Origin of the sequence: Aeribacillus sp. FSL K6-1121, from assembly GCF_038003725.1 — a bacterium.
GTDB classification, from domain to species: Bacteria; Bacillota; Bacilli; order Bacillales; family Aeribacillaceae; genus Aeribacillus; species Aeribacillus composti.
In genome coordinates this window covers 394,777-416,152 of the sequence record NZ_JBBOPS010000001.1, presented here as the reverse complement: position 1 = coordinate 416,152, position 21,376 = coordinate 394,777, and the positions used below count along the sequence as shown (strand labels likewise).

Genomic DNA, 21,376 nt, shown 5'->3' with positions numbered 1-21,376 from the left:
TAACATATTCAACAGCTGTGGATAATTTTATACACAATATCCACCTATTCATATCAATCTTTACTAAAGTATATAAACAAACTACCCACAGCTTTTCCACCGAAGGCTGTGGATAACAGAACGGTTGTTCTCTATTAAAAAACATGGTAAATTTATGGTAATAAATAAAGGAGGTGCTTTCTCCATAACATGATCGCTTCTATGAAAAATTTATCGGACGAATTTTTAATTGAATCTTACTATAAAGCAACCGAAATGAGGCTTAGCAAAGAATTCATCGAATTAATAGAATTGGAAATAAAGCGCCGCTCGCTCTCTCACTTATTAAAAGCATCGTCTTAGCGGTGTCTTTTTTTTTGCTTAAAAACCTACCCCCGGCGCATGGCTGCATGTTCCACAGCCGCTAAACTCCTTTAACAGATAATCGTTGATGTCAATCCACAATGACTTAATACCTTTCAACTGATGATCTCCGATACCAATCCATTTTTCTTCACTGTCTCATTATAACTAAAACTCAGCTGTTTTCCATACTCTTTCCCCTTTTTCATGAAGGACATACAAGGACAAAGCCGCAATCACATACAATTTAATAATACGTAATGCGGGGGTGAAAAACATGTCTGGAATTTTGACTGCACTAAGCTATTTTATAAAAGAATTGGTTTTTCTCGTTTCATATGTAAAAAACAATGCTTTCCCTCAACCGCTTTCCCCAAATGAAGAAAAAAAATATCTCCGCCTGATGGCCGAAGGAAATGACGAAGCAAGAAATATATTAATTGAACATAATTTGCGCCTTGTCGCTCATATTGTCAAAAAATTTGAAAATACAGGTGAAGACTCGGAAGATCTCATATCCATCGGCACAATTGGTTTAATTAAAGCGATTGAAAGCTATTCCGAAAACAAAGGGACAAAGCTTGCTACATATGCCGCAAGATGCATTGAAAATGAAATTTTAATGCATCTCCGTTCCTTAAAAAAAACAAAAAAAGATGTTTCCCTACACGATCCTATTGGCCAAGATAAAGAAGGAAACGAAATCAGTTTAATAGATGTGCTAAAATCAGAAAATGAAGATATTATCGACACGATTCAATTGAATATGGAGCTGGAAAAAATTAAGAAATATTTATCGATTCTAGACGAAAGAGAAAAAGAAGTCATTATCGGGCGGTTTGGATTGAATACGCAGCAGGAAAAAACGCAGCGTGAAATTGCAAAAGAGCTCGGCATTTCGAGAAGTTATGTTTCCAGAATCGAAAAAAGGGCACTTATGAAAATGTTTCATGAGTTTTACCGAAATGAAAAAGAAAAAAAGATGTCAAAAGAATAAAAGGAAAAGCATTTTCAACGAGATTTTGTGCGAAATTTGCGAGAGTTCCTGAATGATTTACTCGCGTATATCTGCAAAATTCATTTTAAAGTGGCTTTCCGATATGTGACATCCCATAAAACTCAAAATTAACCTTGCTACAGGTTTTCCAGCGCATTGGCGCAAATCGAGATATAAAAACGAATCTCAAAATTGACCGATTAATAAAAATCGCAGAAAGCGAATCCGCTGTTTGACGTAAAATGGTGGTAACATGATTTGACAGGATGCGAACGTTACGGTTGAGAGCCCATTACAACTGCTTTCAATCTGTAAAAAGGCAGCCTTTATTGCAGCGCTAGTTGCTGTTTTCATATGAAACAGAGCAATGCCGCCTTCATTCACCTAATGTTTTATCAAAAAAGAGGGGCTCAAAAGAGTCAGCTATACTGACTTTTTGGAGCCCTTTTTCAAGAAATGATTAAGATTGCAACTTATCAAGCTTTTTTTGATATTTCGATGACAATTTAAAAAATAGAATAGAGCTGGCTAACATCATCGTTGAAGTTCCGATTAGCATTATTTCTTGTATATTGGTCCGAGGTGAATGATTAGGAATCCATATTCCGATGTATAAAAAGGTTCCGACAGCTAGCAGAACGAGAGCAAAATGTTTATAGTCTTCTATTAATTCTTTTAATTTTTTCTCCTCCATGATATCACCTAATCGAATTAGTTATTCTATATTATAAAAGAATAACATATCGATTCGGGCTAATAGGCTTGTAATAGTTTCCATTTACATTCAACTTAGTTCTTCAATCATTTTCAGAACCAATTCCGATGAATTGAAAGCCGCTTTGTCTAAAAATTGTTCAAAAGAAATGTTCGACTCTTTTCCGGCGATATCTGAGAGCGCCCGGATGATGACAAAAGGCGTTTGAAATTTGTAGCACACTTGCGCGACAGCAGCAGCTTCCATCTCAACAGCGTACAAATGGCTGAATTTAGACCGGACAAAAGCTACTTTATCGGGGTCGTTCATAAAAGAATCCCCCGTTGCGATCGCCCCTTTTACCGTCTGAATTCCTGAAATGTCTTTTGCTTTTCTTTCAGCGATTTCAATCAGTTTTTCATCGGCCTTAAAGGATGGAGGAAGCCCGGGAACTTGACCATATTCATACCCAAAAGCCGTCACATCTACATCATGATGGCGAACCTCTGTGGATATGACAACATCCCCTACGTTTAAAGACTCATGAAATCCTCCGGCGGAGCCGGTATTGATCACATAATCCGGCTGATATCGCTCCAGCAGCAAAGTGGTGCTTACGGCTGCATTCACTTTTCCAATTCCTGATTTTAATAAAATCGTATCAGTTTGATTGTATTTTCCAATCATAAAACTGCAGCCTGCAATCTCCTCTTCTTTTGTACAATCCAATTTCTCGCGCAGGATGCGAACTTCTTCTTCCATTGCACCAATGATTGCAATTTTCATATTCCAACATTCCTTTCTATCATGAATAGCTATAAAAATCATAAAAAAAGATCCCTCAAGTGTTTGACAGTCAGCTTTTTACACATGAGGGTCTTTTTTGTTTTTCAGTCTATTTTAATACTTCAACTCTAGTCGGTTTCCAGCCCTCTCCGTCTATCCATGTAATGGATACTCTATATTTTTTTCCGTCTGCTTTGTTTTGAATCGTTCCTTTCGCATCATTCGGGCTTCCGTTATTGCCGATCCAAAGGGTCTGCATATTTTCAAGAGAAACACCTGTTGCATAGCTTAATGCTTTTTCCATTTCCTTCCAATCTACAGATGACTTTTTATAAGTCGTAACGTGCTCACCTGTCTGGACTGTTCCGATCGGCTTCCAATTTGGATTTTCAATGATTTGTTCAACATCGGAACCCGCTTCTCCTTCAGTTACTGTTGCACCTTCAAAAGGATCATCGCTCGATTCCTTTTCTTCATTTGCTGATTGTGTATTTTCGTCCTCTTCCTCCTTAATTTCATTACTTTCATTCCGTTCAGCTGCTTTTTCTTCTTCCTGCTGATCGTTAGATTGTTCAACTGTCTCTTCTTCGATATTTTTAGATGAGCTTGATTGCTCTTTTTGTTGTTCACTGTTGGAATTCGCTTGTTCAGTACCGCCTCCCAAAAAAAGCTGAGAAGCAATAACGAGGATGAGTAAGGCGACAATTCCAATTAAAATATTTAAAATCAAATTCGTTTTTCGTTTTTTATCCCGAATTTCATAACGAGAACCCGCCATTCCCCGTCAACTCCTTTGTTTCTCCAATCTTTGAGTTATTATTTTAACATACTTTATTCTTCATTAACATTATAAATCTGTTCAACCATTTCGTAAAAAACATCATTTGTCTTTGCTCCACCGCTCGTTTTGTTCATATCAACAACAACTAAGGCATATTTCGGATGTTCAGCAGGAAAAAAACCGGCAAACCATTTATGATATAATTTTTTTCCATTGTCGTTCAATGTTCCCGTTTCGGCAGTGCCTGATTTGCCGGCTACTTTAACAGGCAAGCTTTGAAACGCTCTGCCGGTTCCATCAGGATGAGCGACTACTTGAAGCAGGAGATCCGTTAATTTTGATGATGTTGCAGGGGAAATTTTTTCTCCTTTCATCAAATGGTTCTTGAATGTATACATCGTTTCTCCGTTTTTATATAAAATTTTATCCACGACTTTCACTTCTCTTTTTTCTCCTCCGCGAGCAATTGTAGCCATCATATTCGCGACAGCTAGAGGAGTAACCTTTACATTTTTTTGTCCGATGGAGGTTTGTGCGATGGCCTTTGCTGACTTTTTGTCGCTGTCATCTCCCCAAATCGTTCCTCTTTGCTCCCTTGGAAATTGTTTAAATTGATCGTAATGGTATACTTTTCCCGACCAGCCTGAGAAGCTGAGAAGGCCAAGCTTTTCTGCGTATTCTTCAATTATATTGCTCTTTTTTTGTATTAATTCCTGACCTATCGTAGCAAACGCATAATTGCAGCTTTTCGCAAAGCTTTCTTCAAACGTAAGCGTTCCAGCCCGCTTTTCTTCCTCTTTTTCTGTTTGGCCGTAGACATTCCGGTCACAATTAAATGTTCTTTCCGGTTTGATCATGTTTGTGTCGATCGCTGCTGCAGCGATAACGGTTTTAAAAACAGAACCAGGAAACATTGCCGAAAGTATTTTATTTTCATATGTTTTTGGATCATTCCGGTCCAGATCCGGTTTGGAGGCCATTGCAACTACTTCGCTGTTTTCAATGTCTAACAGAACGAGGCCGCCTTCATTTATTTGATGTTTTGTTAAAATTTGTTCAGCTTTTTCTTGCAAATGTTTGTCAATCGTTGTTTGAACGGCAATTGGGTAAAATGGATTGGAATCGGCAATATATTTTACATTGACGCCGAAAAGAGGCCTGCCGAGACCATCAACATGATATAAAAGTCTTGACGCATCTTCCGGCTGCAAAAATTCATCAAACGCCTCCTCCAGTCCAGTCACGCCTACTTCAGGACTTAATGACGTGATCTCTTTGTCAGGGTATCTTTTTTTCCATTCTGTTTCATTTTCGCTTGTCATCCCAATAAGATGGGAAGCAATATTGTCTGATTGCTCTGTTTTCATAAAGATGCCGAATACTCCCGGAATTTTTAACTTATTGATGGCTTTTATATCCTGTTCATCAAGTTGAAATCCTTTTTCTTTATTCAACAAAATAGGTTCATTTTTCGTTCCTTTCAATAATTGTTCGATTTCATCCTTGCGAACAGAAATGGCTGCCGCCAATTGATCGATCGGCCATTGATAATTTTTCAGAAATGGAAATAAAACGAGCGTAGGCAAATATGTTTCGTTCAAAGGTTTATTTTCACGATCAATAAATCGACCCCGCCCATCATCTATAATTACTTCTTGTGTCCTCTGTTTGACGCTTTCTTTCATCAAATTGACATCTTGTTCTGAAAATGACTCGGTTTCAAGCAGTTGAATTTGCGCAAGTCTATATATGAGAACACCCATTAACAAAATGATGAAGACGCCTATATATTTTATTCGCTTATTCATAAAAAAACACCTCGTCTTATATTTTCGACGAGGTGCGCACATCTTAAACTATATTAAAGGCTATCAACATTAATCAACACGTACAATTTTGACTGTCATATCGCCGCCAGGCGTCTGAACTACAACTTCTTCCCCTACTTGACGGCCGAGCAGGCTTTTAGCCATCGGAGAATCATTGGAAATTTTCCCTTCGAAAGGATCTGCTTCTGCACTTCCGACAATTGTATAAGTTTCTTCTTCTCCATCAGGCAATTCAATAAACGTAACAGATTTTCCAAGTGAAACAGTTGTTTTATTTTCTGTGTCTTCTTCAATAATTTTCGCATTGCGAATCATATTTTCGAGCGTTGTAATGCGTCCTTCTACAAAAGCTTGCTCTTCTTTTGCTGAATCATATTCAGAGTTTTCTGATAGGTCGCCAAATGATCTTGCCACTTTTATTCGTTCTACAACTTCTTTTCGCTTTACCGTTTTTAAATACTCAAGTTCTTGTTCAAGTTTTTCTTTCCCAGCTTTCGTCATAGGAAATACCTTTTCTTCCGCCATAATAGTCCTCCTTTTCTTTATATCCCCCTAATGGTTCCTAAAAAATGAAAGAACTTTTCTGCCGTTCTTTCGACAGAAAAGAATCTTTTATAACATAGTTATAGAAGGAAATATTTATCTATGATATGTTATTACAAAATAATCGGCAGTTCAAGAAACGTTTTGCTTTTTTATAAAAAAATCCAGATTCTTCCCCTATCTTGTCTCTTTTCTCATCATATTATACGGATATAGCGGATGCTCGCACTTGAAGCGGATTATTTGCAAAGGATGTCTTGCTGCATCCAATTCATTTCCATCTTCATCCCAAATTTTATCGATGACAATGCGAAAATTGTCAATTTGCGGACCGAAAAATTCTACTTCGTCACCAGGTCTGAAATGGTTTCTTTGCTGCAATGTCACCATTTTCGTTTCTGGATTCCAGTCAAGCACAAGCCCGACAAAGTCGTATGCTGTTTTTTTGCTGTGAGTGCCAAATAATTGCTCTTGATAACCAGGCACTCCTTCAAAAAAGGCAGGAGCCGTTTCTCTGTTCGCGCATTTATCCAATTCTTCCAGCCATTCCTGTTTCATGACAAAATGATCGGGATCGGCGCAGTATGCATCAATGACTTTGCGATATACACTGACAACAGTTGCAACATAGTGAATGGATTTCATGCGGCCTTCAATTTTCAAGCTGTCGATCCCCATTTCAATCATTTTCGGAATCGACTCAACCAATTTTAAGTCTTTAGCGCTCATTGCAAATGGAGAGTCTTGCTCATCAAACATAGGCACTTCTTTGCCTTTATAATATTCATATAAATCATAATCCCACCGGCAGGACTGACAGCATCCTCCTCTGTTTGAATCTCGCGCTGTCATATGATTGCTTAATGTGCAGCGGCCTGAATAGGCAATGCACATCGCACCGTGAATAAACGTTTCGATTTCAATATCTACTTTTTCTTTTATTTCTCTAATTTCTTCAGCGCTCGTTTCCCGTGCTAGAACGACCCGCTCCAAACCTTCCTCCTTCCAAAATTGGACAGCTTTCCAATTCGAAAGGGATTGCTGAGTGCTTAAGTGGACTTCCAATTTTGGAGCTACCTTTCTGCACGTTTCAATAATGAGGGGATCTGCGACAATGACCCCTGCCACTCCCGCGTCTTCTAGCGCTTTTAAATATTGATCGAGTCCAGGAATGTTTTCATTATGTGCATAAATGTTTGTCGTCACATATATTTTTGCCCCGTACTGATTAGCAAATTGAACTCCTTCTTTAATTTCCTCAATGGAGAAATTATCGGCATTGGAACGCAAGCCGTACTCTTGTCCGCCAATGAAGACGGCGTCAGCACCGTACATGACGGCGATTTTTAATTTCTCCAAATTTCCGGCAGGTGCAAGAAGTTCAGGTTTTTTCGTTATGACCCTTTTACCGTTGATAATTGTTGAAATTTTATCTTTCACAACCGGCATGCGAACTCCTCCTTTAACGTTTTTTTAATAAACGGTCTCTTTAAAGAAAAATCCTGTATCCAACGGGCGGTTTGGCGGCTGTATTTCCTCAATTTCAGCGTACAGCTTGTCTTTAACATTTTCATATTGCTCTCGATCCTCAGCGCATAAATCGATCGCCTTTCGATACTTTTTCGTCACTTCTACAATATATTCCGGAGTTTTCAGCACGCCATCTATTTTAAAAGAATCAATTCCTGCATCAACCAGTTCCTCCAGCTCGTCAATGATGCAAATATCATTCGGACTCATAATATGGGTTCCATTTTCATCCTCAAAAATTGGATATTTGTTATTTCTCTCTTTATCATGCAAAAACATATTTTTGCCGTATTTATAATTGTGAATTTCCATCGCTTTCCCACGATATTCAAAATAATTGCCGATAAGAGATCTTTTGGACTGAAACATGCACGTCATTCCGTGGACTTGGACTTCTATTTCCACTTCTGCATGCTCTTTCGTTTCAATGACAGCTTCCATGCTTAACTCCCGAGCTAGTACTGCACGCTTGGCGCCTTTCCTTCCCCAATAGTTGCATGCATACCAGTTGGTCGCGGTTGTTTCCGTATTCCAATGGAGCTTCATCTCCGGAGCAACTTCCCTAACAGTCATTAACACAGCTGGATCACCGAATACAATCGCATCTGCCTTCGCATTATGAACAAATTTTACATAATCTGCAAGCTCGTCTACTTTATCATTATGAAAAATTGCATTCATTGCAACGTATACTTTTTTTCCATATTGATGGGCAAGGTCAATCGCATCTAATACATCTTTTCGATGAAATTCCCCTGCAAGCCTTAAGCCATAACGCTGTTCGCCGATGATAAAAGCATCTGCGCCAGCTTTGCAAAGGCTCTCAATATTTTTGACATTTACAGGTGTGACGAGCAGTTCGGGTTTTTTCATTCCCCTTCACCCCTTTTTATACTGAAGGCTAATCCGTCGCCTATCGGAATAATAACGGTATCCCATTCGGACTGATTCATTAGCCATTCATTATATTCTTTAATTTTCTTCGCTAAAGATTTTAACCTTTTTGATTCTATCATTTCTTCAGCGACTAGTCCTTTAAAAAGAACATTATCCGAAAAAACGACCGCTCTTTTTGACAGCAAAGGTTCATATGCTTGAAAAAAACGTTTATATTGCCCTTTGCTTGCATCGATAAAGAGCGCATCAAACGGGCCGTCAAGCTTGACTTCCTGTACGATTTCTAGAGCATCACCGTGATAAATGGTAATTTGATTTTCAAGACCGCAAGCTCGAATATTTTGTTCCGCTAGTTCAAATCGATGAGGATCTATTTCAATCGTTACAATTTTTGTGTTCGGCAGCGCTTTTGCCATCCGAATCGCCGAATAGCCGATCGCCGCCCCAATTTCCAATATTTTGTTCGGCTGATGGAGCTTTAAAATATGAAGCATGACAGACAGCGCCCGCTCTTCCATAATCGGCACCTTCTGCTCTTTTGCATATGCTTCTAATTGAACTAATTTTTCATCTTTGTTAGTAGAAAAATTTGCTAAATATTCCTCGATTTTTTTGTTTGACAAAATGGACACTCCTAAAAAACTCCCTTAATCAAAGAAGAGTTCTGTTCGAACTCTTCAAGTTTGTTTTTTTAGCTCGATATATTTTAACATAAAAGAAAAAGGAATGCGAATCGCAAACCTTTAATCCTTTTCCGTAATATGCTTAGCTTTTTCTTTGTTATGCTCATCCAACGTCTTCGTAAATATAACTTCCCCTTCTTTCGTTGCGAGAAAATAAAAATAGTTTGTATCGGCAGGATTTGCTACAGCATCTAGTGACTGCTTGCCAGCATTGGCAATCGGCCCCGGCGGAAGTCCTTTATTTTTATATGTGTTATAGGGAGAATTGACTTCTAAATCTTTATAGTATACGCGCTCCTTATGCTTTCCTAATGAATATAAAACGGTTGGATCTGTCTGGAGAGGCATGTTCTTTTCTAAACGATTGTAAAAAACGCTGGCTATTTTTTCCCTGTCGGCTTTTTCCGTCGCTTCCTCCTCCACTAAAGACGCTAATGTTAAAAATTGATGAGTGGAAAGACTCAGCTCTTTCATTTTGTTTCTATAAGGAACAAGCATTTCATCTGTCTTTTTAATCATTGTTTCAATGATTTCCGACAAAGGAGGAGATTCCTCATAAAACGAATAAGTAGCCGGATACAAATATCCTTCCAATGCATATTTTATACGTCTGTTGAAAATGTCATCTGTTATTGTATTAGGATACTTTTTTTGCATTTGTTTGATAAACTGTTGGTTTGTTAATTGGTTCATAATTTCTTTTTTTGAATAGGGAGTATGTTTGGCGATGATGTCAGCAATTTCTGATAGTTGCAATCCTTCCGGGATCGTCAATTTAATAGCTGCTTCTCCCATTAATTCGCCTTTTTTTAAGCGTTCAACGATTTCTTGAATCGTCATCGATTGATTAAATTGATAATTTCCTGCTTGAAACCCTGATTCATTTTTAAATTTCACGTAATATTTAAACACGATCGCACTTTTAATGATGTCATTTTTTTCTAAAATAGAAGCAATTTGCGATACGGAAGATCCAATCGGAATTTGTACCTTTACAGGTTCCTTATTATCCGGATCAACAGGCTTTAATGCAGATCGCACATATAAATACCCGCCGCCAATCACTCCAGCAAATATAACAACAAAGGCAATCAGGACAGTTAACACAGTTTTTCGAACAATTTTCGCTATATGCAGTTTTTCTTGGAGTTTCTTATCCAAAAATTCCTTATTCGAATCCGAATCCGCCATCAATTCATCCTCCTTCCGTCCCGATTATTATACTACATACACGCATTTATTCGTCAAAAATCTCCATTTTTTTATAGGAAGAAATTGTTTTTTTCATTTGGATGTAAATCACCTCAACAAAAAAAGCACCGCAAAACGGTGCTTATTCCTCTTCTAAAAATGTATTTAAAACGGCCTCGATCATTTCCCATTCTTCATCGGTTTCCACAGGCTCCAGCTTTCCACCTTCACCGTCTTCATTGGGAATGTAGCTTGCTGCATGAATTTCTATTCCATCTTCGTCTTCCTCATCATCGATGCCGATCGGATAATAAAGAACGTAAGATTTGTCAAATTCGTCCGAATTAAACGTAAACAAAATTTCGTATAGTTGTTCATTACCGTTTTCATCAATAACGGTAATATGTTTTTCACCTTCCACTTATTTCACCTCAATTTATTGTTGACTGTCCAAATAACTTTGCAAAATAATCACCGCAGCCATTTTATCAATGACTTGCCGTCTTTTTCGCCGGCTTACATCCGCCTCAATGAGAAATCTTTCGGCTTCCATCGTCGAAAGGCGCTCATCCCATAAAATGACCGGAAGCTGAAACTGCTCCTTCAAAAGCGCGGCAAAGCGCTCGCTTGCTTCTCCCCTTGGTCCAACGGTGCCGTTCATATTTTTCGGATACCCGACTACTATTTTTTCTACCTCGTATTTCTTTATCAGTTCAGAGAGTCTTTGAATCCCGAACTCGCCTTCATCTTCATTTATGCTGATCGTTTCCACACCTTGAGCAGTCCATCCCAGCTCATCGCTTACCGCAACTCCTAATGTTTTTGAACCTAAGTCTAACCCAATGATTCGCATTTTATTCCTCACGGTTGTTTTTCAAATAAAATTTTACAAGCTCTTCAATTAATTCATCTCGTTCAATTTTTCTAATCAGATTGCGTGCGCCGTTATGTCTAGGAATGTAAGCAGGATCTCCGGACAACAAATAGCCGACGATTTGATTGATCGGATTATAACCCTTTTCTTCCAGTGCATTGTATACGGCACTTAGAACTTCCTTGACATTTGTCTCAACAGGTTCTTCTGAAAAATTAAACTTCATCGTTTTATCGAAGGAACTCAATTTTTGCACCTCTTTCCTAGACTAAAAAGCGAATCTGCTTGTCTACATCCATTTTACACTATGAATGGAATTTATGAAACGGATTTCACCCAGTCTTCGACAAAACGAAGAGCTTCAGCTAACCGTTCAGGATTTTTTCCTCCCGCTTGAGCCATGTCAGGTCTTCCGCCGCCGCCGCCTCCACAGCGGCTTGCAATTTCCTTAATTAATTTTCCAGCATGGAACCCTTTGTCAACTAAGTCTTTTGTGATGCCGGCTGCTAAATTTACTTTTCCGTCTGATACCGTTGCTAGCACAACAATAGCCGAGCCGAGCTTTTGCTTCAGTTCATCGACCATGCCGCGCAATCTGTTCATATCTTTCACTTGAACTTTTTCCGCAAGAACTGTTACACCGTTGATCGTTACCGCTTTTTCAGCGATGTTCCCCGCTTCCAGATTGCTAAGCTTCATCGTAAGAGATTCGTTTTCCCGCTGTAGTTCTTTTATTTCTTGCTGCAGACTGTCAATTCTCTCCGGCAGATTTTTTACATTCGCTTTCAGTTTTGCCCCAATTTCCTTTAACAATAAATATTGTTCATTCATAAACCGGTACGCTTCTTTTCCTGTCACCGCTTCAATTCGGCGGGTTCCTGCACCAATTCCAGTTTCGGAAACAATCTTAAACAGTCCGATTTCCGCTGTATTTGTTACATGGCATCCGCCGCAAAGCTCAAGCGAATAATCGCCTACTTGAACAACGCGAACAATTTTTCCGTATTTTTCTCCAAATAAAGCCATCGCGCCCATCGCTTTCGCTTCGTCAAGAGGCATGTGCTCGATAGAGACTGGAATGCTTTCCCAAATTTTCTCATTTACAATTCGTTCAATTTCTTCCAGCTCTTCTGTTGAAACTTGTCCAAAATGTGAAAAGTCAAAACGGAGACGGTCGGAAGCAACAAGCGATCCAGCTTGGTTGACATGTACGCCCAGCACGTCCTTCAGCGCTTGGTGCAGCAAATGTGTCGCTGTATGATTTTTCACGATGGATTTTCTAGACTCTGCACAAACGGAAGCGTAAACTGCTGCTCCTTTTGTCAAAACGCCTTTTTCGATGACAGCCCGGTGCAAGTGTTGGCCGTTCGGCGCTTTTTGCACATCTTTTACGTTTAAGACCACATCATCATTTTTGATGATTCCTTTGTCAGCAATTTGACCTCCGCTTTCAGCATAAAAAGGCGTCTCGTCCAATATAATTTGGACCTCTTCCCCGCTCTCGGCTTGATCGACTAATTCCCCATCTTTTATGATCACAAGCACCCGTGCATTTGCTTCTAGGGTATTGTAGCCGACAAATTTGCTTTCCTCTTTTAATTCCACAAGAATTCCGCTTTGCACTTGCATCGAGTCGACATCCTGTCTGGCTTTTCTTGCACGTTCTTTTTGATGCTCCATTTCTCGTTCAAAGCCTTCATAATCCAGCTCCATGCCTTCATCTTGTGCGTATTCCTCCGTCAATTCCACTGGAAAACCATATGTGTCGTAAAGCCGAAACACATCTTCGCCTGGAATTATTCGTCTACCCTGTTCTTTCTGCTTTTTGATTACATCCGCTAAAATGGCAAGCCCTTCATGGAGAGTCTCATGGAAACGCTCTTCCTCATTTTTAATTACCTTTTGAACAAAGGATGCTTTTTCTTTTACTTCCGGATAGTAATCGTTCATAATTTCCGCTACAACCGGAACTAATTCATACATAAACGGGCGGTCTATGTTGATCGTTTTTGCATACCGAACCGCTCTGCGGATAAGACGGCGAAGTACATACCCTCTGCCTTCATTAGAAGGTAGCGCGCCGTCTGCAACAGCAAATGTAACCGTGCGGATATGGTCGGCAATCACTTTAAAAGCGACATCTTTCTCTTTGTCGGTTCGATAAGCTTCCCCTGAAATCTTTTCGGTAGCTTGAATGATCGGTAAAAAGAGATCTGTGTCAAAGTTGGTCGGCGCATTTTGAATGACAGAAACCATTCGCTCTAAGCCCATGCCTGTATCAATATTCTTTTTTGGAAGAGGAGTGTAAGTTCCATCAGGATTATGATTAAATTGAGAAAAAACAAGATTCCAAACTTCCAAATAGCGTTCGTTTTCACCGCCGGGATAAAGTTCCGGATCATTTGGATCGTTTCCAAATTCTTCTCCACGATCATAAAATATTTCAGTATTTGGTCCGCTTGGCCCTTCACCAATATCCCAAAAATTCCCTTCCAAACGGATAATTCGTTCTTCCGGCAACCCGATTTTATTTTTCCAAATGTCATACGCCTCTTCATCTTCCGGATGAATAGTAACTGATAATCTATTTGGGTCGAAGCCAATCCATTTTTCGCTTGTTAAAAATTCCCATGCCCATTCAATCGCTCCTTCTTTAAAATAGTCGCCGATTGAGAAATTTCCGAGCATTTCGAAAAATGTATGATGGCGCGCTGTTTTTCCGACATTTTCAATATCGTTTGTTCGGATTGATTTTTGTGCGTTAGTAATTCTCGGATTTTCAGGAACAACCCTTCCGTCAAAATATTTTTTCAATGTTGCGACACCGCTGTTGATCCACAATAGTGACGGATCATCAACCGGAATTAAAGAAGCGCTCGGTTCAACCGAATGTCCTTTTTCCTTAAAAAAATCTAAAAACATTTGACGAACTTGTGCTGAAGTGAGCTTTTTCATGGCATTCCTCCTAAAATGTCTTCATTTTTCTCGCAAAATAAAAACTCTCGCCTATGTAAATGCTCTGATTTACACAGGGACGAGAGTTACTCGCGGTACCACCCTGATTATGAGCCAATTGCTCATCACCTTCATTTGCCGTAACGTGGCAATTTCGTCAGGTTTTGCCTGCACTCAGAATTAGCGTTCTGTTGCCCTTCATCTAGAGCTTCTTTCAGCCTCGGAAGCCCCTCTCTTTTAAGATGGACTGCAACATACTCGATTCGTCATCGCTTTCATGCACTTATTCCATGTCTATCACGAATTATAGACAAGGAAAAATCGCTTGTCAATGCGCTTTCCTCAGACGGATGATATGCAGCAATATCTCTTTCAGAACAGTGATAAAAGGCACAGCTAAAATTAAACCGATCACTCCGCCGATTTCTCCGCCCGCCAAGAGCGCCATAATAATCACCATCGGATGCATATGCAGGCTTTTCCCAACGATGAAAGGGCCAAGAATATTACTTTCAATAAATTGCAGCCCAAAAATGATGAAAAGCACTACAATTATTTTGTTAATGGAGAGCGTTGCAGCGACCATCAAAGCAGGAACCGCCCCGATAAATGGACCGAAATAAGGAATAATATTGGTCATTCCGATAATCGTCCCTAAAATTAACGGATATTTAATTTTAAACAGCCAAAACAAAATCGAAGCCGCCAGCCCGATCAGAAAACAAACAAATAGTTGCCCCCGCAAATAACTTCCGAGCGACTCATCGACGTTTTCTAAAAAACGTCTCCCTTCACGTCTCCATTTCTTCGGGGTGAAGTACCAAATGGCCTTTTTCATTTTCTCATAATCTTTCAACATATAAAAAACGAGAAAGGGAATGACACCAATAATAACAGCATAATCAATAATTGACTTCATGCTTGAAAGCATCCGTTCAAGAAAGGCAGCGACGGATGTTTCCATTCCAGCAATAAAAGATTCAATTCGATGATGAATTTCTCCAGGTAAATTGGTTGTTCCGTCATGAATTTTATCCGTCCAGCTTTGGTAATATTTTGTAAACATAGGGATATTTTCGGAAAGGTCTTTCATTTGTTCAACAAAAATTGGGACACCTTTATAAAAGCTAAAACCGACTCCTCCGAAAAAAATAAAATAGATGATGAGAATCGAACATGTTCTTGGAACACCTGAACGGTAAAGTTTTTCCACTACGGGATGAAGCAAGTAGGTAATGAAGACGGAAAGCATAAAAGGAATTAAAACAGCTTTTAACATTTTGAAAATAGGAAACCAAATGACTTTTAGCTGAAGAACCATATATACAAACAATGATAAAATGAGAAAAAAAATGATTCGGAAAAGCCATTTCCGCTCTCGCTCATTCATCCCGCATCCCTCCTCTTTTTATTTTGAGGAATGCTCACGAAAATATGCATGAAGGCGCCCATTTTAGGCGCCTCAAATCGCACGATCTTCTTCAGGAAACAAGTCATCTAAAGAACTTAGTGTTCCGTCTTCTTCTACTTGATGTGTGTGAATAATACCTTTTGTAACGGTAAGCTCAATAAAACAATGCCAACAATAATACTGATTGACTCCGATTTTTCCAATATCTTTGCTTTTACAATTCGGACATGTTAACAAACAGGGACACCTTCTTTATTCATTTATTTAATTATTTATTAATCCGGTATATTCTCGCTATGCACACTACTATTTGTTACCATTTTCCAAAAAATTATACGTCTCTATAAAGCATGCTTTTTTATGCTTAAACAATTTGTCCCCTGTTTGTAGCATCATCTGTCAATCGTTATCGATCTTATGGAAAGGAACAAATTTATTATCCTTCGCCCTCTTCCATAAAATCATATGGAGTGATGTTCTCCATCCCAATGTTGGCATCTTCTAGTGGAAAAGGAAGCTCCTCTTTCAGCTCGGCAAGTTCAGACGTTTTCAGCCTCTCTTTTAAGGTTGTCTGCCTCATCGACTCCTGATTGTTGTATACTCCCATTTTTAACGCTTCCCATTCTCCGCACATAATTAAAAATTGCTTGCTCCTTGTAACAGCTGTATAAATCAAATTTCTTCTCAACATCCGAAAGTAGCCTTTTACTACCGGCAAAATGACAATCGGAAATTCGCTTCCCTGCGCTTTATGGATGGAGCAGCAGTAAGCATGAGTAAACTGATTAAAATCTTGCTTCGTATAGGTTACTTCGATACCGTCGTAAGAAATGACCACCATATCTTCTTTTTCGACATTTTCTTTTGCGTAAAAAATAGAAACAATCTCCCCAATATCGCCATTAAACACGTTTTGATCAGGCTGATTGACGAGCTGCAGCACTTTGTCCCCAATTCGGTAAATAACGTTACCATGCTTGATCTCTCTTTTTTCTTTTGAAGGGGGGTTTAACATTTCCTGAAGCATTTCATTCAACTGATCAATGCCGGCAATCCCTCTGTACATCGGTGCCAACACCTGTATATCCTTCGCAGAATATCCTTTTTTCAAAGCGTTCTCAATTACTCTCGTTATAACTTCTTTTATTTGTGATGTTGTACAAGGAATAAACGATCTGTCTTGTGTCGTTTGCAAAAGGTTCGTTGGAAGAGTTCCTTGGCGGATTGAATGGGCCAAATCAATAATTGTAGATCCTTCTGCTTGTCTATAAATATCTGTCAGCGTAACAACTGGGATTCGTCCGGATTGAATCAAATCGCGAAGCACTTGGCCGGGTCCAACGGACGGAAGCTGGTGTTCGTCTCCGACAAGAACAATTTGTATGTCCGAAGGAAGCGATTTAAACAATTGATGCATGAGCCAAATATCAACCATAGATACTTCATCAACAATCAGAAGCTTTCCAGAAATCGGATGATCTTCATTGTGTTCAAACCCTTCTGAACCATTCCATCCTAAAAGGCGGTGGATTGTGACGGCAGGAAGACCGGTTGCTTCTGCCATTCTTTTTGCAGCTCGTCCAGTAGGTGCCACCAGTACAATGGGAAACGGCTCTTCCTTCTTTTGATATTCTTTTGGGTTCAATGAAAGGCCATGGAGGTTCGCATAAATTTCAACGATGCCTTTGATAACGGTTGTTTTTCCCGTTCCAGGCCCGCCGGTCAGCAAAAGAATCGGCGAATGAATAGCCCGCTGAATGGCTTCTTTTTGAGAGGGGGCATACTGAACATTCATTTTTTCTTCCAGTTTTCCTAACTCCAGCAAAAATTCTGATTCAGGAAACATATCTTGAAATTGGTTTTGGGTTAAAATTTCTTCAATGTTATTGGCAAGTCCCACTTCAGCATAGTAAAGAGAGGGTAAATAAATTCGATCTTCCTCGACGATAATTTTTCGATCTTCTTCCAATTCAAGAATGATTCTTTCAATATCCTGATCAGATATGTCTTCTCCATTTTGGGTGAGCAATTTTTTCGCTTTTTCCATCAGCTGAACTTTTGTAACATATACATGTCCTTCTTTTACAGCATCTTGTTCAATAGTGAACAAACAAGCCGCCTTCAGCCGGTCGGGATGATTGCCGGAGATCCCAAGCTCTCTCCCAATTTCATCCGCTCGAATAAAGCCGATCCCTTCAATATCTTCCACCAATTGATATGGGTTTTTTTGAATGATTTTAAGCGTATCCTCCCGATATAGCTGATAAATTTTCATCCCAAGTGCAGGCCCAATGCCAAGCTGATTTAATCCGATTAAAACCCCTTCTAAACCTTGATGTTCCTTCAGAGTTTCAGCCAGTATTTTGGCTTTTTCCTTTGAAAGCTTCTTCACTCTTTTTAATGAATCGGGATCCTCCAAAATAATCGAAATCGCATGTTCGCCCAGTTCATTCACGATCGCTTCCGCTGTTTTTTTGCCGATTCCTTTAAAAAGCCCGCTTGATAAATATTGAATAACTCCTTCTTTCGTAGTTGGAAGCTCCTTTTGAAAACGCTCGGCTTGAAATTGTACGCCGAATTTTGGATGGTATTTTTTCGCGCCAAAAAACGTATAGCTGTCATGTAATTGGAGAAGAGGAAAAAAACCCGTCACGGTCACTTGATCTTGCTCAAACTGTTCATTCGTCTCTTCAATTTTCACTTTAATAACAGTATAAAAATTTTGCTCATTCTGGAACACAATATGTTTAATGACTCCGCGAACAAAAGGAGTACTTTCCTCATGAAACAAACTCTCCTGTTGACCGCCCATCCTCTTTCCTCCTAATTTCGTTTAAATCATTTCTTCTAACAGCCTTTTCCCGTTGCCCGCAAGCAAATGATCCGGTTGAATGGAAAGCGCCATATCAAACATTTTTAAAGCTTCTTCTCTATTTTCTTCAAATGCGTACGCAACACCTAAATTATAATAAGCATCTGCGTGATGTTGATCGAGGTCGATCGTTTTTTCAAACTCTTTTTTTGCTTCTTGAATGTGGCCTGCTTGTGCTAAACATAAACCATATTGAAAGTGAGCGCTGGCGTCTTGTTCATCCAGCTCAACCGCCCGCAAAAAATATGGAAGTGCAAGACGGGGCTGTTCAAGCTGGTAAAGAGACATTCCAAGCATAAAATAGACATCTTTATGAGCAAGCCCATACTTTTCCGCCTGATCAAAAAATGTTTTCGCTTTATGATAATCTCCCGCATTATAATGAACGGTTCCAATGCCGTAATACGCAGTAGCCGTCCCTTTATCAATCTCAATCGCCTTTTCATAAAATTTCAATGCTCTTTCTGCATCACCTGAAGAGGCAAGCAAATTCCCAAAATTTACGTATAACACAGGGTCGTTTGGATTTTCTTCCAATGCTTCTGCAAAATATTTCGCTGCTTCTTCCCATTTCCCTTCTTTTATTGCTTCTAAAGCCAGTTGATTTTTATGCATCCATTTCATCCTTTCACATCCAAAGGCAAAGAGGCTGCGCCAAGTTAACAAATCTCATTCCGATCGGTACAGCTTAACTCTTTAACCGACATACCACAGTTTTTCGCCGTTGCGAAATACTTTATCGATAATGCCGCCTCCCAGACATTCCTCTCCATTATAAAAAACGACAGCTTGTCCTGGTGTAACGGCACGGACCGGCTGTTCAAACGAAATTTGTGCAGTTTGATCACCGATCATTTTCACTTTTACTGGCTGATCAGGCTGGCGGTAGCGAAATTTTGCGGTGCAAACAAGCTCATCTGTTGGTTTTACACCGGTTATCCAGTTTACATTTGTTGCGATAATGGAGTCTGAATATAAATGTTCATTATGAAATCCTTGTTCAACATATAAAATATTATTTTTTAAATTTTTTCCAACCACAAACCAAGGATCGCCATTTCCTCCTATTCCGAGTCCATGGCGTTGACCGATCGTATAATACATAAGCCCGTCATGCTTCCCTTTTACCTCACCAGACAACGTCTCCATTTTGCCGGGTTGAGCAGGTAAATACTGGCTTAAAAATTCTTTAAAGTTCCGCTCGCCAATAAAGCAGATGCCTGTTGAATCTTTTTTCTTTGCTGTTGCCAAGTTTGCTTTTTTCGCAATTTCTCTAACTTCTTTTTTTTCAAGATGCCCGATGGGGAACATGACCTTTGACAGCTGCTTCTGATTCAGCTGATTCAAAAAATACGTTTGATCTTTGTTTGGATCCTTTCCTCTGAGCAATTTGTACACACCATCGCGGTATTTTACCCGTGCATAATGACCTGTTGCGATATAGTCCGCGCCTAAGTCAGCTGCATGCTCCAAAAAAGCTTTAAATTTAATTTCTTTATTGCACATGACATCGGGATTTGGCGTTCTTCCAGCTTTATATTCCTCTAAAAAGTAAGTGAACACTTTATCCCAATACTCTTTTTCGAAATTCACTGCATAATAAGGAATCCCAAGCTGATTGCATACACGGATTACATCATCATAATCTTGCGTTGCCGTACATACGCCATTTTCATCCGTATCATCCCAATTTTTCATAAAGACCCCGATGACTTCGTACCCTTGTTCTTTTAGGAGCAAAGCAGTTACAGATGAATCTACTCCGCCAGACATCCCGACTACGACTCTTGTTTCATGCGGCGCCTTTTCCATCTCTCTCACCTCTTTCTATTTTGACGTTAACCTTTTAACAATCTCGGCTGTTTTTTTGGCAGCCGATTCAATTTGTGCCTCCGTATTTCCTAAGCCGAAGCTGAATCGAACCGATGAAGTTATTTCTTTTGAATTTTTGCCAAACATTGAAACGAGCACATGCGACGGTTCAACTGATCCTGCTGTACAAGCTGAGCCGCTTGATGCCGCAATTCCCGCCAAATCGAGGTTGACAAGAAGCGATTCAACATTTGTTCCCGGAAAGAAAACGTTTAATATATGAGGCAGGCTGTTGTCAATCGAGCCGTTCACAGCGAAGGAAATGCCCTCTTGTTCAAACACATCGATCATTATTTGTTTAAAATGCACATATTGCTCTGTTTTTTCCTTTCTTGTTTGTTCTGCAATTTTTGCGCTTTCCGCAAACCCGATAATCGCTGGAACATTTTCCGTTCCGGCTCTTCTCTTCAATTCCTGCTCACCGCCATGCATGCGCGGAGTGAATTTCACCCCAGCTTTTGCATATAAAAAACCGATCCCTTTCGGCCCATTTATTTTATGACCGGAAACCGACAGCAGATCGACATTCAGCTCGCGAACATCAATTGGAACGAGTCCGTATGCTTGAACTGCATCGGTATGAAAATACGCTTGATGGTTTTGTAATAAGCTTCCTATTTCTGAAATAGGCTGTAAGGCACCTACTTCATTATTTCCATACATGACTGTGACAAGAATCGTTTCATCTTTTAAAGCTTTTTTAAGATCCTCGACAGAAATAACTCCCGATTGATTGACAGGCAAATACGTAACGTGAAATCCGTTTTTTTCTAGATAGCGGCAAGATTGGAGGACAGCCGGATGCTCAATTTCTGTTGTGATAATATGGTTTCCTTTTTCTTTATTAGCAAGCGCTGTTCCAATCACCGCTAAATTATCTGCTTCTGTTCCTCCGCTAGTAAATATGATTTCTTTTGGGTCGGCATGAATACTTTTGGCAAGGAGCTCTCGAGCCTCATCCACTTCTCGTCTGCTTTCTCTGCCAAAAGAATGGATGCTAGACGGATTGCCGAAATAATCCTTCATAAAGGTTGTCATTTTATCCAAAACTGCGGGATGGACTGGCGATGTTGCCGCATGATCCAAATATATCCGTTCCAAAGTTAATTCCTCCCGACT

At 39.6% G+C, this 21,376-nt stretch carries 21 protein-coding genes and 1 other annotated feature; of the genes, 2 read left to right on the top strand and 19 right to left on the bottom strand.

The window, feature by feature from the left end; genetic code table 11:
* The first annotated feature begins 201 nt into the window (after positions 1-201).
* Together NSQ61_RS02050 and sigK are read left to right on the top strand one after the other, a co-directional pair.
* Entirely contained in the window at positions 202-342 is a 141-nt protein-coding gene (locus tag NSQ61_RS02050; protein WP_063388169.1) for a sporulation histidine kinase inhibitor Sda, read from the top strand.
* A gap of 277 nt (positions 343-619) precedes the next feature.
* A complete protein-coding gene (sigK, locus tag NSQ61_RS02045) occupies positions 620-1,339 on the top strand; it encodes an RNA polymerase sporulation sigma factor SigK (protein WP_063388005.1) in 720 nt (239 codons plus the stop codon).
* Positions 1,340-1,799: 460 nt separating this feature from the next.
* On the opposite strand, the gene NSQ61_RS02040 is transcribed toward sigK, so the two are convergent.
* The 19 genes from NSQ61_RS02040 to NSQ61_RS01950 all read right to left on the bottom strand — a co-directional run bounded on the left by NSQ61_RS02040 (position 1,800) and on the right by NSQ61_RS01950 (position 21,358).
* On the bottom strand, positions 1,800-2,033 hold the full coding sequence (locus tag NSQ61_RS02040) for a YrhC family protein (protein ID WP_063388004.1): 234 nt from the start codon (positions 2,031-2,033) through the stop codon (positions 1,800-1,802).
* Positions 2,034-2,123: 90 nt separating this feature from the next.
* Positions 2,124-2,819 (bottom strand): 5'-methylthioadenosine/S-adenosylhomocysteine nucleosidase, encoded by a 696-nt coding sequence (gene mtnN, locus NSQ61_RS02035; protein WP_063388168.1) that lies wholly within the window; start codon positions 2,817-2,819, stop codon positions 2,124-2,126.
* A gap of 109 nt (positions 2,820-2,928) precedes the next feature.
* Positions 2,929-3,597: a YrrS family protein gene (locus NSQ61_RS02030; RefSeq protein WP_339193136.1), complete on the bottom strand. Its 669-nt coding sequence runs from the start codon at positions 3,595-3,597 to the stop codon at positions 2,929-2,931.
* 53 nt (positions 3,598-3,650) lie between these two features.
* Positions 3,651-5,408 (bottom strand): peptidoglycan D,D-transpeptidase FtsI family protein, encoded by a 1,758-nt coding sequence (locus NSQ61_RS02025; protein ID WP_340805775.1) that lies wholly within the window; start codon positions 5,406-5,408, stop codon positions 3,651-3,653.
* A 69-nt stretch (positions 5,409-5,477) separates the two neighbouring features.
* Complete coding sequence (gene greA / locus NSQ61_RS02020; RefSeq protein ID WP_063388001.1) at positions 5,478-5,954, bottom strand: transcription elongation factor GreA; 477 nt, start codon at positions 5,952-5,954, stop codon at positions 5,478-5,480.
* Between the two features lie 195 nt (positions 5,955-6,149).
* Entirely contained in the window at positions 6,150-7,421 is a 1,272-nt protein-coding gene (locus tag NSQ61_RS02015) for a peptidase U32 family protein (protein WP_066250540.1), read from the bottom strand.
* A 24-nt stretch (positions 7,422-7,445) separates the two neighbouring features.
* Positions 7,446-8,375: a peptidase U32 family protein gene (locus NSQ61_RS02010; RefSeq protein WP_063387999.1), complete on the bottom strand. Its 930-nt coding sequence runs from the start codon at positions 8,373-8,375 to the stop codon at positions 7,446-7,448.
* Entirely contained in the window at positions 8,372-9,022 is a 651-nt protein-coding gene (locus NSQ61_RS02005) for an O-methyltransferase (protein WP_063387998.1), read from the bottom strand. The genes NSQ61_RS02010 and NSQ61_RS02005 overlap by 4 nt, the downstream gene beginning before the upstream one ends.
* A gap of 120 nt (positions 9,023-9,142) precedes the next feature.
* Positions 9,143-10,273 carry an endolytic transglycosylase MltG gene (gene mltG, locus NSQ61_RS02000; protein ID WP_339210150.1) on the bottom strand — a complete coding sequence of 377 codons (1,131 nt, stop codon included), beginning with the start codon at positions 10,271-10,273 and terminating at the stop codon, positions 9,143-9,145.
* A gap of 142 nt (positions 10,274-10,415) precedes the next feature.
* The gene (locus NSQ61_RS01995; protein WP_063387996.1) at positions 10,416-10,694 is read right to left on the bottom strand and encodes a DUF1292 domain-containing protein; all 279 of its coding nucleotides are present in this window, start codon (positions 10,692-10,694) and stop codon (positions 10,416-10,418) included.
* Between the two features lie 15 nt (positions 10,695-10,709).
* Positions 10,710-11,126, bottom strand: coding sequence for a Holliday junction resolvase RuvX (gene ruvX / locus NSQ61_RS01990; RefSeq protein ID WP_063387995.1), 417 nt, complete (start codon positions 11,124-11,126; stop codon positions 10,710-10,712).
* A gap of 1 nt (position 11,127) precedes the next feature.
* Entirely contained in the window at positions 11,128-11,394 is a 267-nt protein-coding gene (locus NSQ61_RS01985) for an IreB family regulatory phosphoprotein (protein ID WP_063387994.1), read from the bottom strand.
* Between the two features lie 71 nt (positions 11,395-11,465).
* Entirely contained in the window at positions 11,466-14,102 is a 2,637-nt protein-coding gene (alaS, locus tag NSQ61_RS01980; RefSeq protein ID WP_340805774.1) for an alanine--tRNA ligase, read from the bottom strand.
* Positions 14,103-14,174: 72 nt separating this feature from the next.
* Positions 14,175-14,381 (bottom strand) — a binding site (T-box leader).
* A 49-nt stretch (positions 14,382-14,430) separates the two neighbouring features.
* Positions 14,431-15,492: an AI-2E family transporter gene (locus NSQ61_RS01975; protein WP_339230370.1), complete on the bottom strand. Its 1,062-nt coding sequence runs from the start codon at positions 15,490-15,492 to the stop codon at positions 14,431-14,433.
* 72 nt (positions 15,493-15,564) lie between these two features.
* Positions 15,565-15,750, bottom strand: a complete 186-nt coding sequence (locus NSQ61_RS01970; RefSeq protein WP_094246265.1) for a hypothetical protein — start codon at positions 15,748-15,750, stop codon at positions 15,565-15,567.
* Positions 15,751-15,949: 199 nt separating this feature from the next.
* Complete coding sequence (gene recD2, locus NSQ61_RS01965; protein WP_339196909.1) at positions 15,950-18,325, bottom strand: SF1B family DNA helicase RecD2; 2,376 nt, start codon at positions 18,323-18,325, stop codon at positions 15,950-15,952.
* 21 nt (positions 18,326-18,346) lie between these two features.
* Positions 18,347-19,000, bottom strand: a complete 654-nt coding sequence (locus NSQ61_RS01960; RefSeq protein ID WP_063388167.1) for a tetratricopeptide repeat protein — start codon at positions 18,998-19,000, stop codon at positions 18,347-18,349.
* 81 nt (positions 19,001-19,081) lie between these two features.
* On the bottom strand, positions 19,082-20,197 hold the full coding sequence (gene mnmA / locus NSQ61_RS01955) for a tRNA 2-thiouridine(34) synthase MnmA (RefSeq protein ID WP_339210153.1): 1,116 nt from the start codon (positions 20,195-20,197) through the stop codon (positions 19,082-19,084).
* A gap of 15 nt (positions 20,198-20,212) precedes the next feature.
* The gene (locus NSQ61_RS01950; RefSeq protein ID WP_063387988.1) at positions 20,213-21,358 is read right to left on the bottom strand and encodes a cysteine desulfurase family protein; all 1,146 of its coding nucleotides are present in this window, start codon (positions 21,356-21,358) and stop codon (positions 20,213-20,215) included.
* Positions 21,359-21,376: the final 18 nt, after the last annotated feature.

Excerpts from the sequence above, each read along its gene's own strand:
- NSQ61_RS02050 (WP_063388169.1), top strand. The coding sequence starts at position 202 with ATGAAAAATTTATCGGACGAATTTTTAATTGAATCTTACTATAAAGCA.
- sigK (WP_063388005.1), top strand. The coding sequence starts at position 620 with ATGTCTGGAATTTTGACTGCACTAAGCTATTTTATAAAAGAATTGGTT.
- NSQ61_RS02040 (WP_063388004.1), bottom strand. The coding sequence starts at position 2,033 with ATGGAGGAGAAAAAATTAAAAGAATTAATAGAAGACTATAAACATTTT.
- mtnN (WP_063388168.1), bottom strand. The coding sequence starts at position 2,819 with ATGAAAATTGCAATCATTGGTGCAATGGAAGAAGAAGTTCGCATCCTG.
- NSQ61_RS02030 (WP_339193136.1), bottom strand. The coding sequence starts at position 3,597 with ATGGCGGGTTCTCGTTATGAAATTCGGGATAAAAAACGAAAAACGAAT.
- NSQ61_RS02025 (WP_340805775.1), bottom strand. The coding sequence starts at position 5,408 with ATGAATAAGCGAATAAAATATATAGGCGTCTTCATCATTTTGTTAATG.
- greA (WP_063388001.1), bottom strand. The coding sequence starts at position 5,954 with ATGGCGGAAGAAAAGGTATTTCCTATGACGAAAGCTGGGAAAGAAAAA.
- NSQ61_RS02015 (WP_066250540.1), bottom strand. The coding sequence starts at position 7,421 with ATGCCGGTTGTGAAAGATAAAATTTCAACAATTATCAACGGTAAAAGG.
- NSQ61_RS02010 (WP_063387999.1), bottom strand. The coding sequence starts at position 8,375 with ATGAAAAAACCCGAACTGCTCGTCACACCTGTAAATGTCAAAAATATT.
- mltG (WP_339210150.1), bottom strand. The coding sequence starts at position 10,273 with ATGGCGGATTCGGATTCGAATAAGGAATTTTTGGATAAGAAACTCCAA.
- ruvX (WP_063387995.1), bottom strand. The coding sequence starts at position 11,126 with ATGCGAATCATTGGGTTAGACTTAGGTTCAAAAACATTAGGAGTTGCG.
- alaS (WP_340805774.1), bottom strand. The coding sequence starts at position 14,102 with ATGAAAAAGCTCACTTCAGCACAAGTTCGTCAAATGTTTTTAGATTTT.
- NSQ61_RS01975 (WP_339230370.1), bottom strand. The coding sequence starts at position 15,492 with ATGAATGAGCGAGAGCGGAAATGGCTTTTCCGAATCATTTTTTTTCTC.
- recD2 (WP_339196909.1), bottom strand. The coding sequence starts at position 18,325 with ATGGGCGGTCAACAGGAGAGTTTGTTTCATGAGGAAAGTACTCCTTTT.
- NSQ61_RS01960 (WP_063388167.1), bottom strand. The coding sequence starts at position 19,000 with ATGCATAAAAATCAACTGGCTTTAGAAGCAATAAAAGAAGGGAAATGG.
- mnmA (WP_339210153.1), bottom strand. The coding sequence starts at position 20,197 with ATGGAAAAGGCGCCGCATGAAACAAGAGTCGTAGTCGGGATGTCTGGC.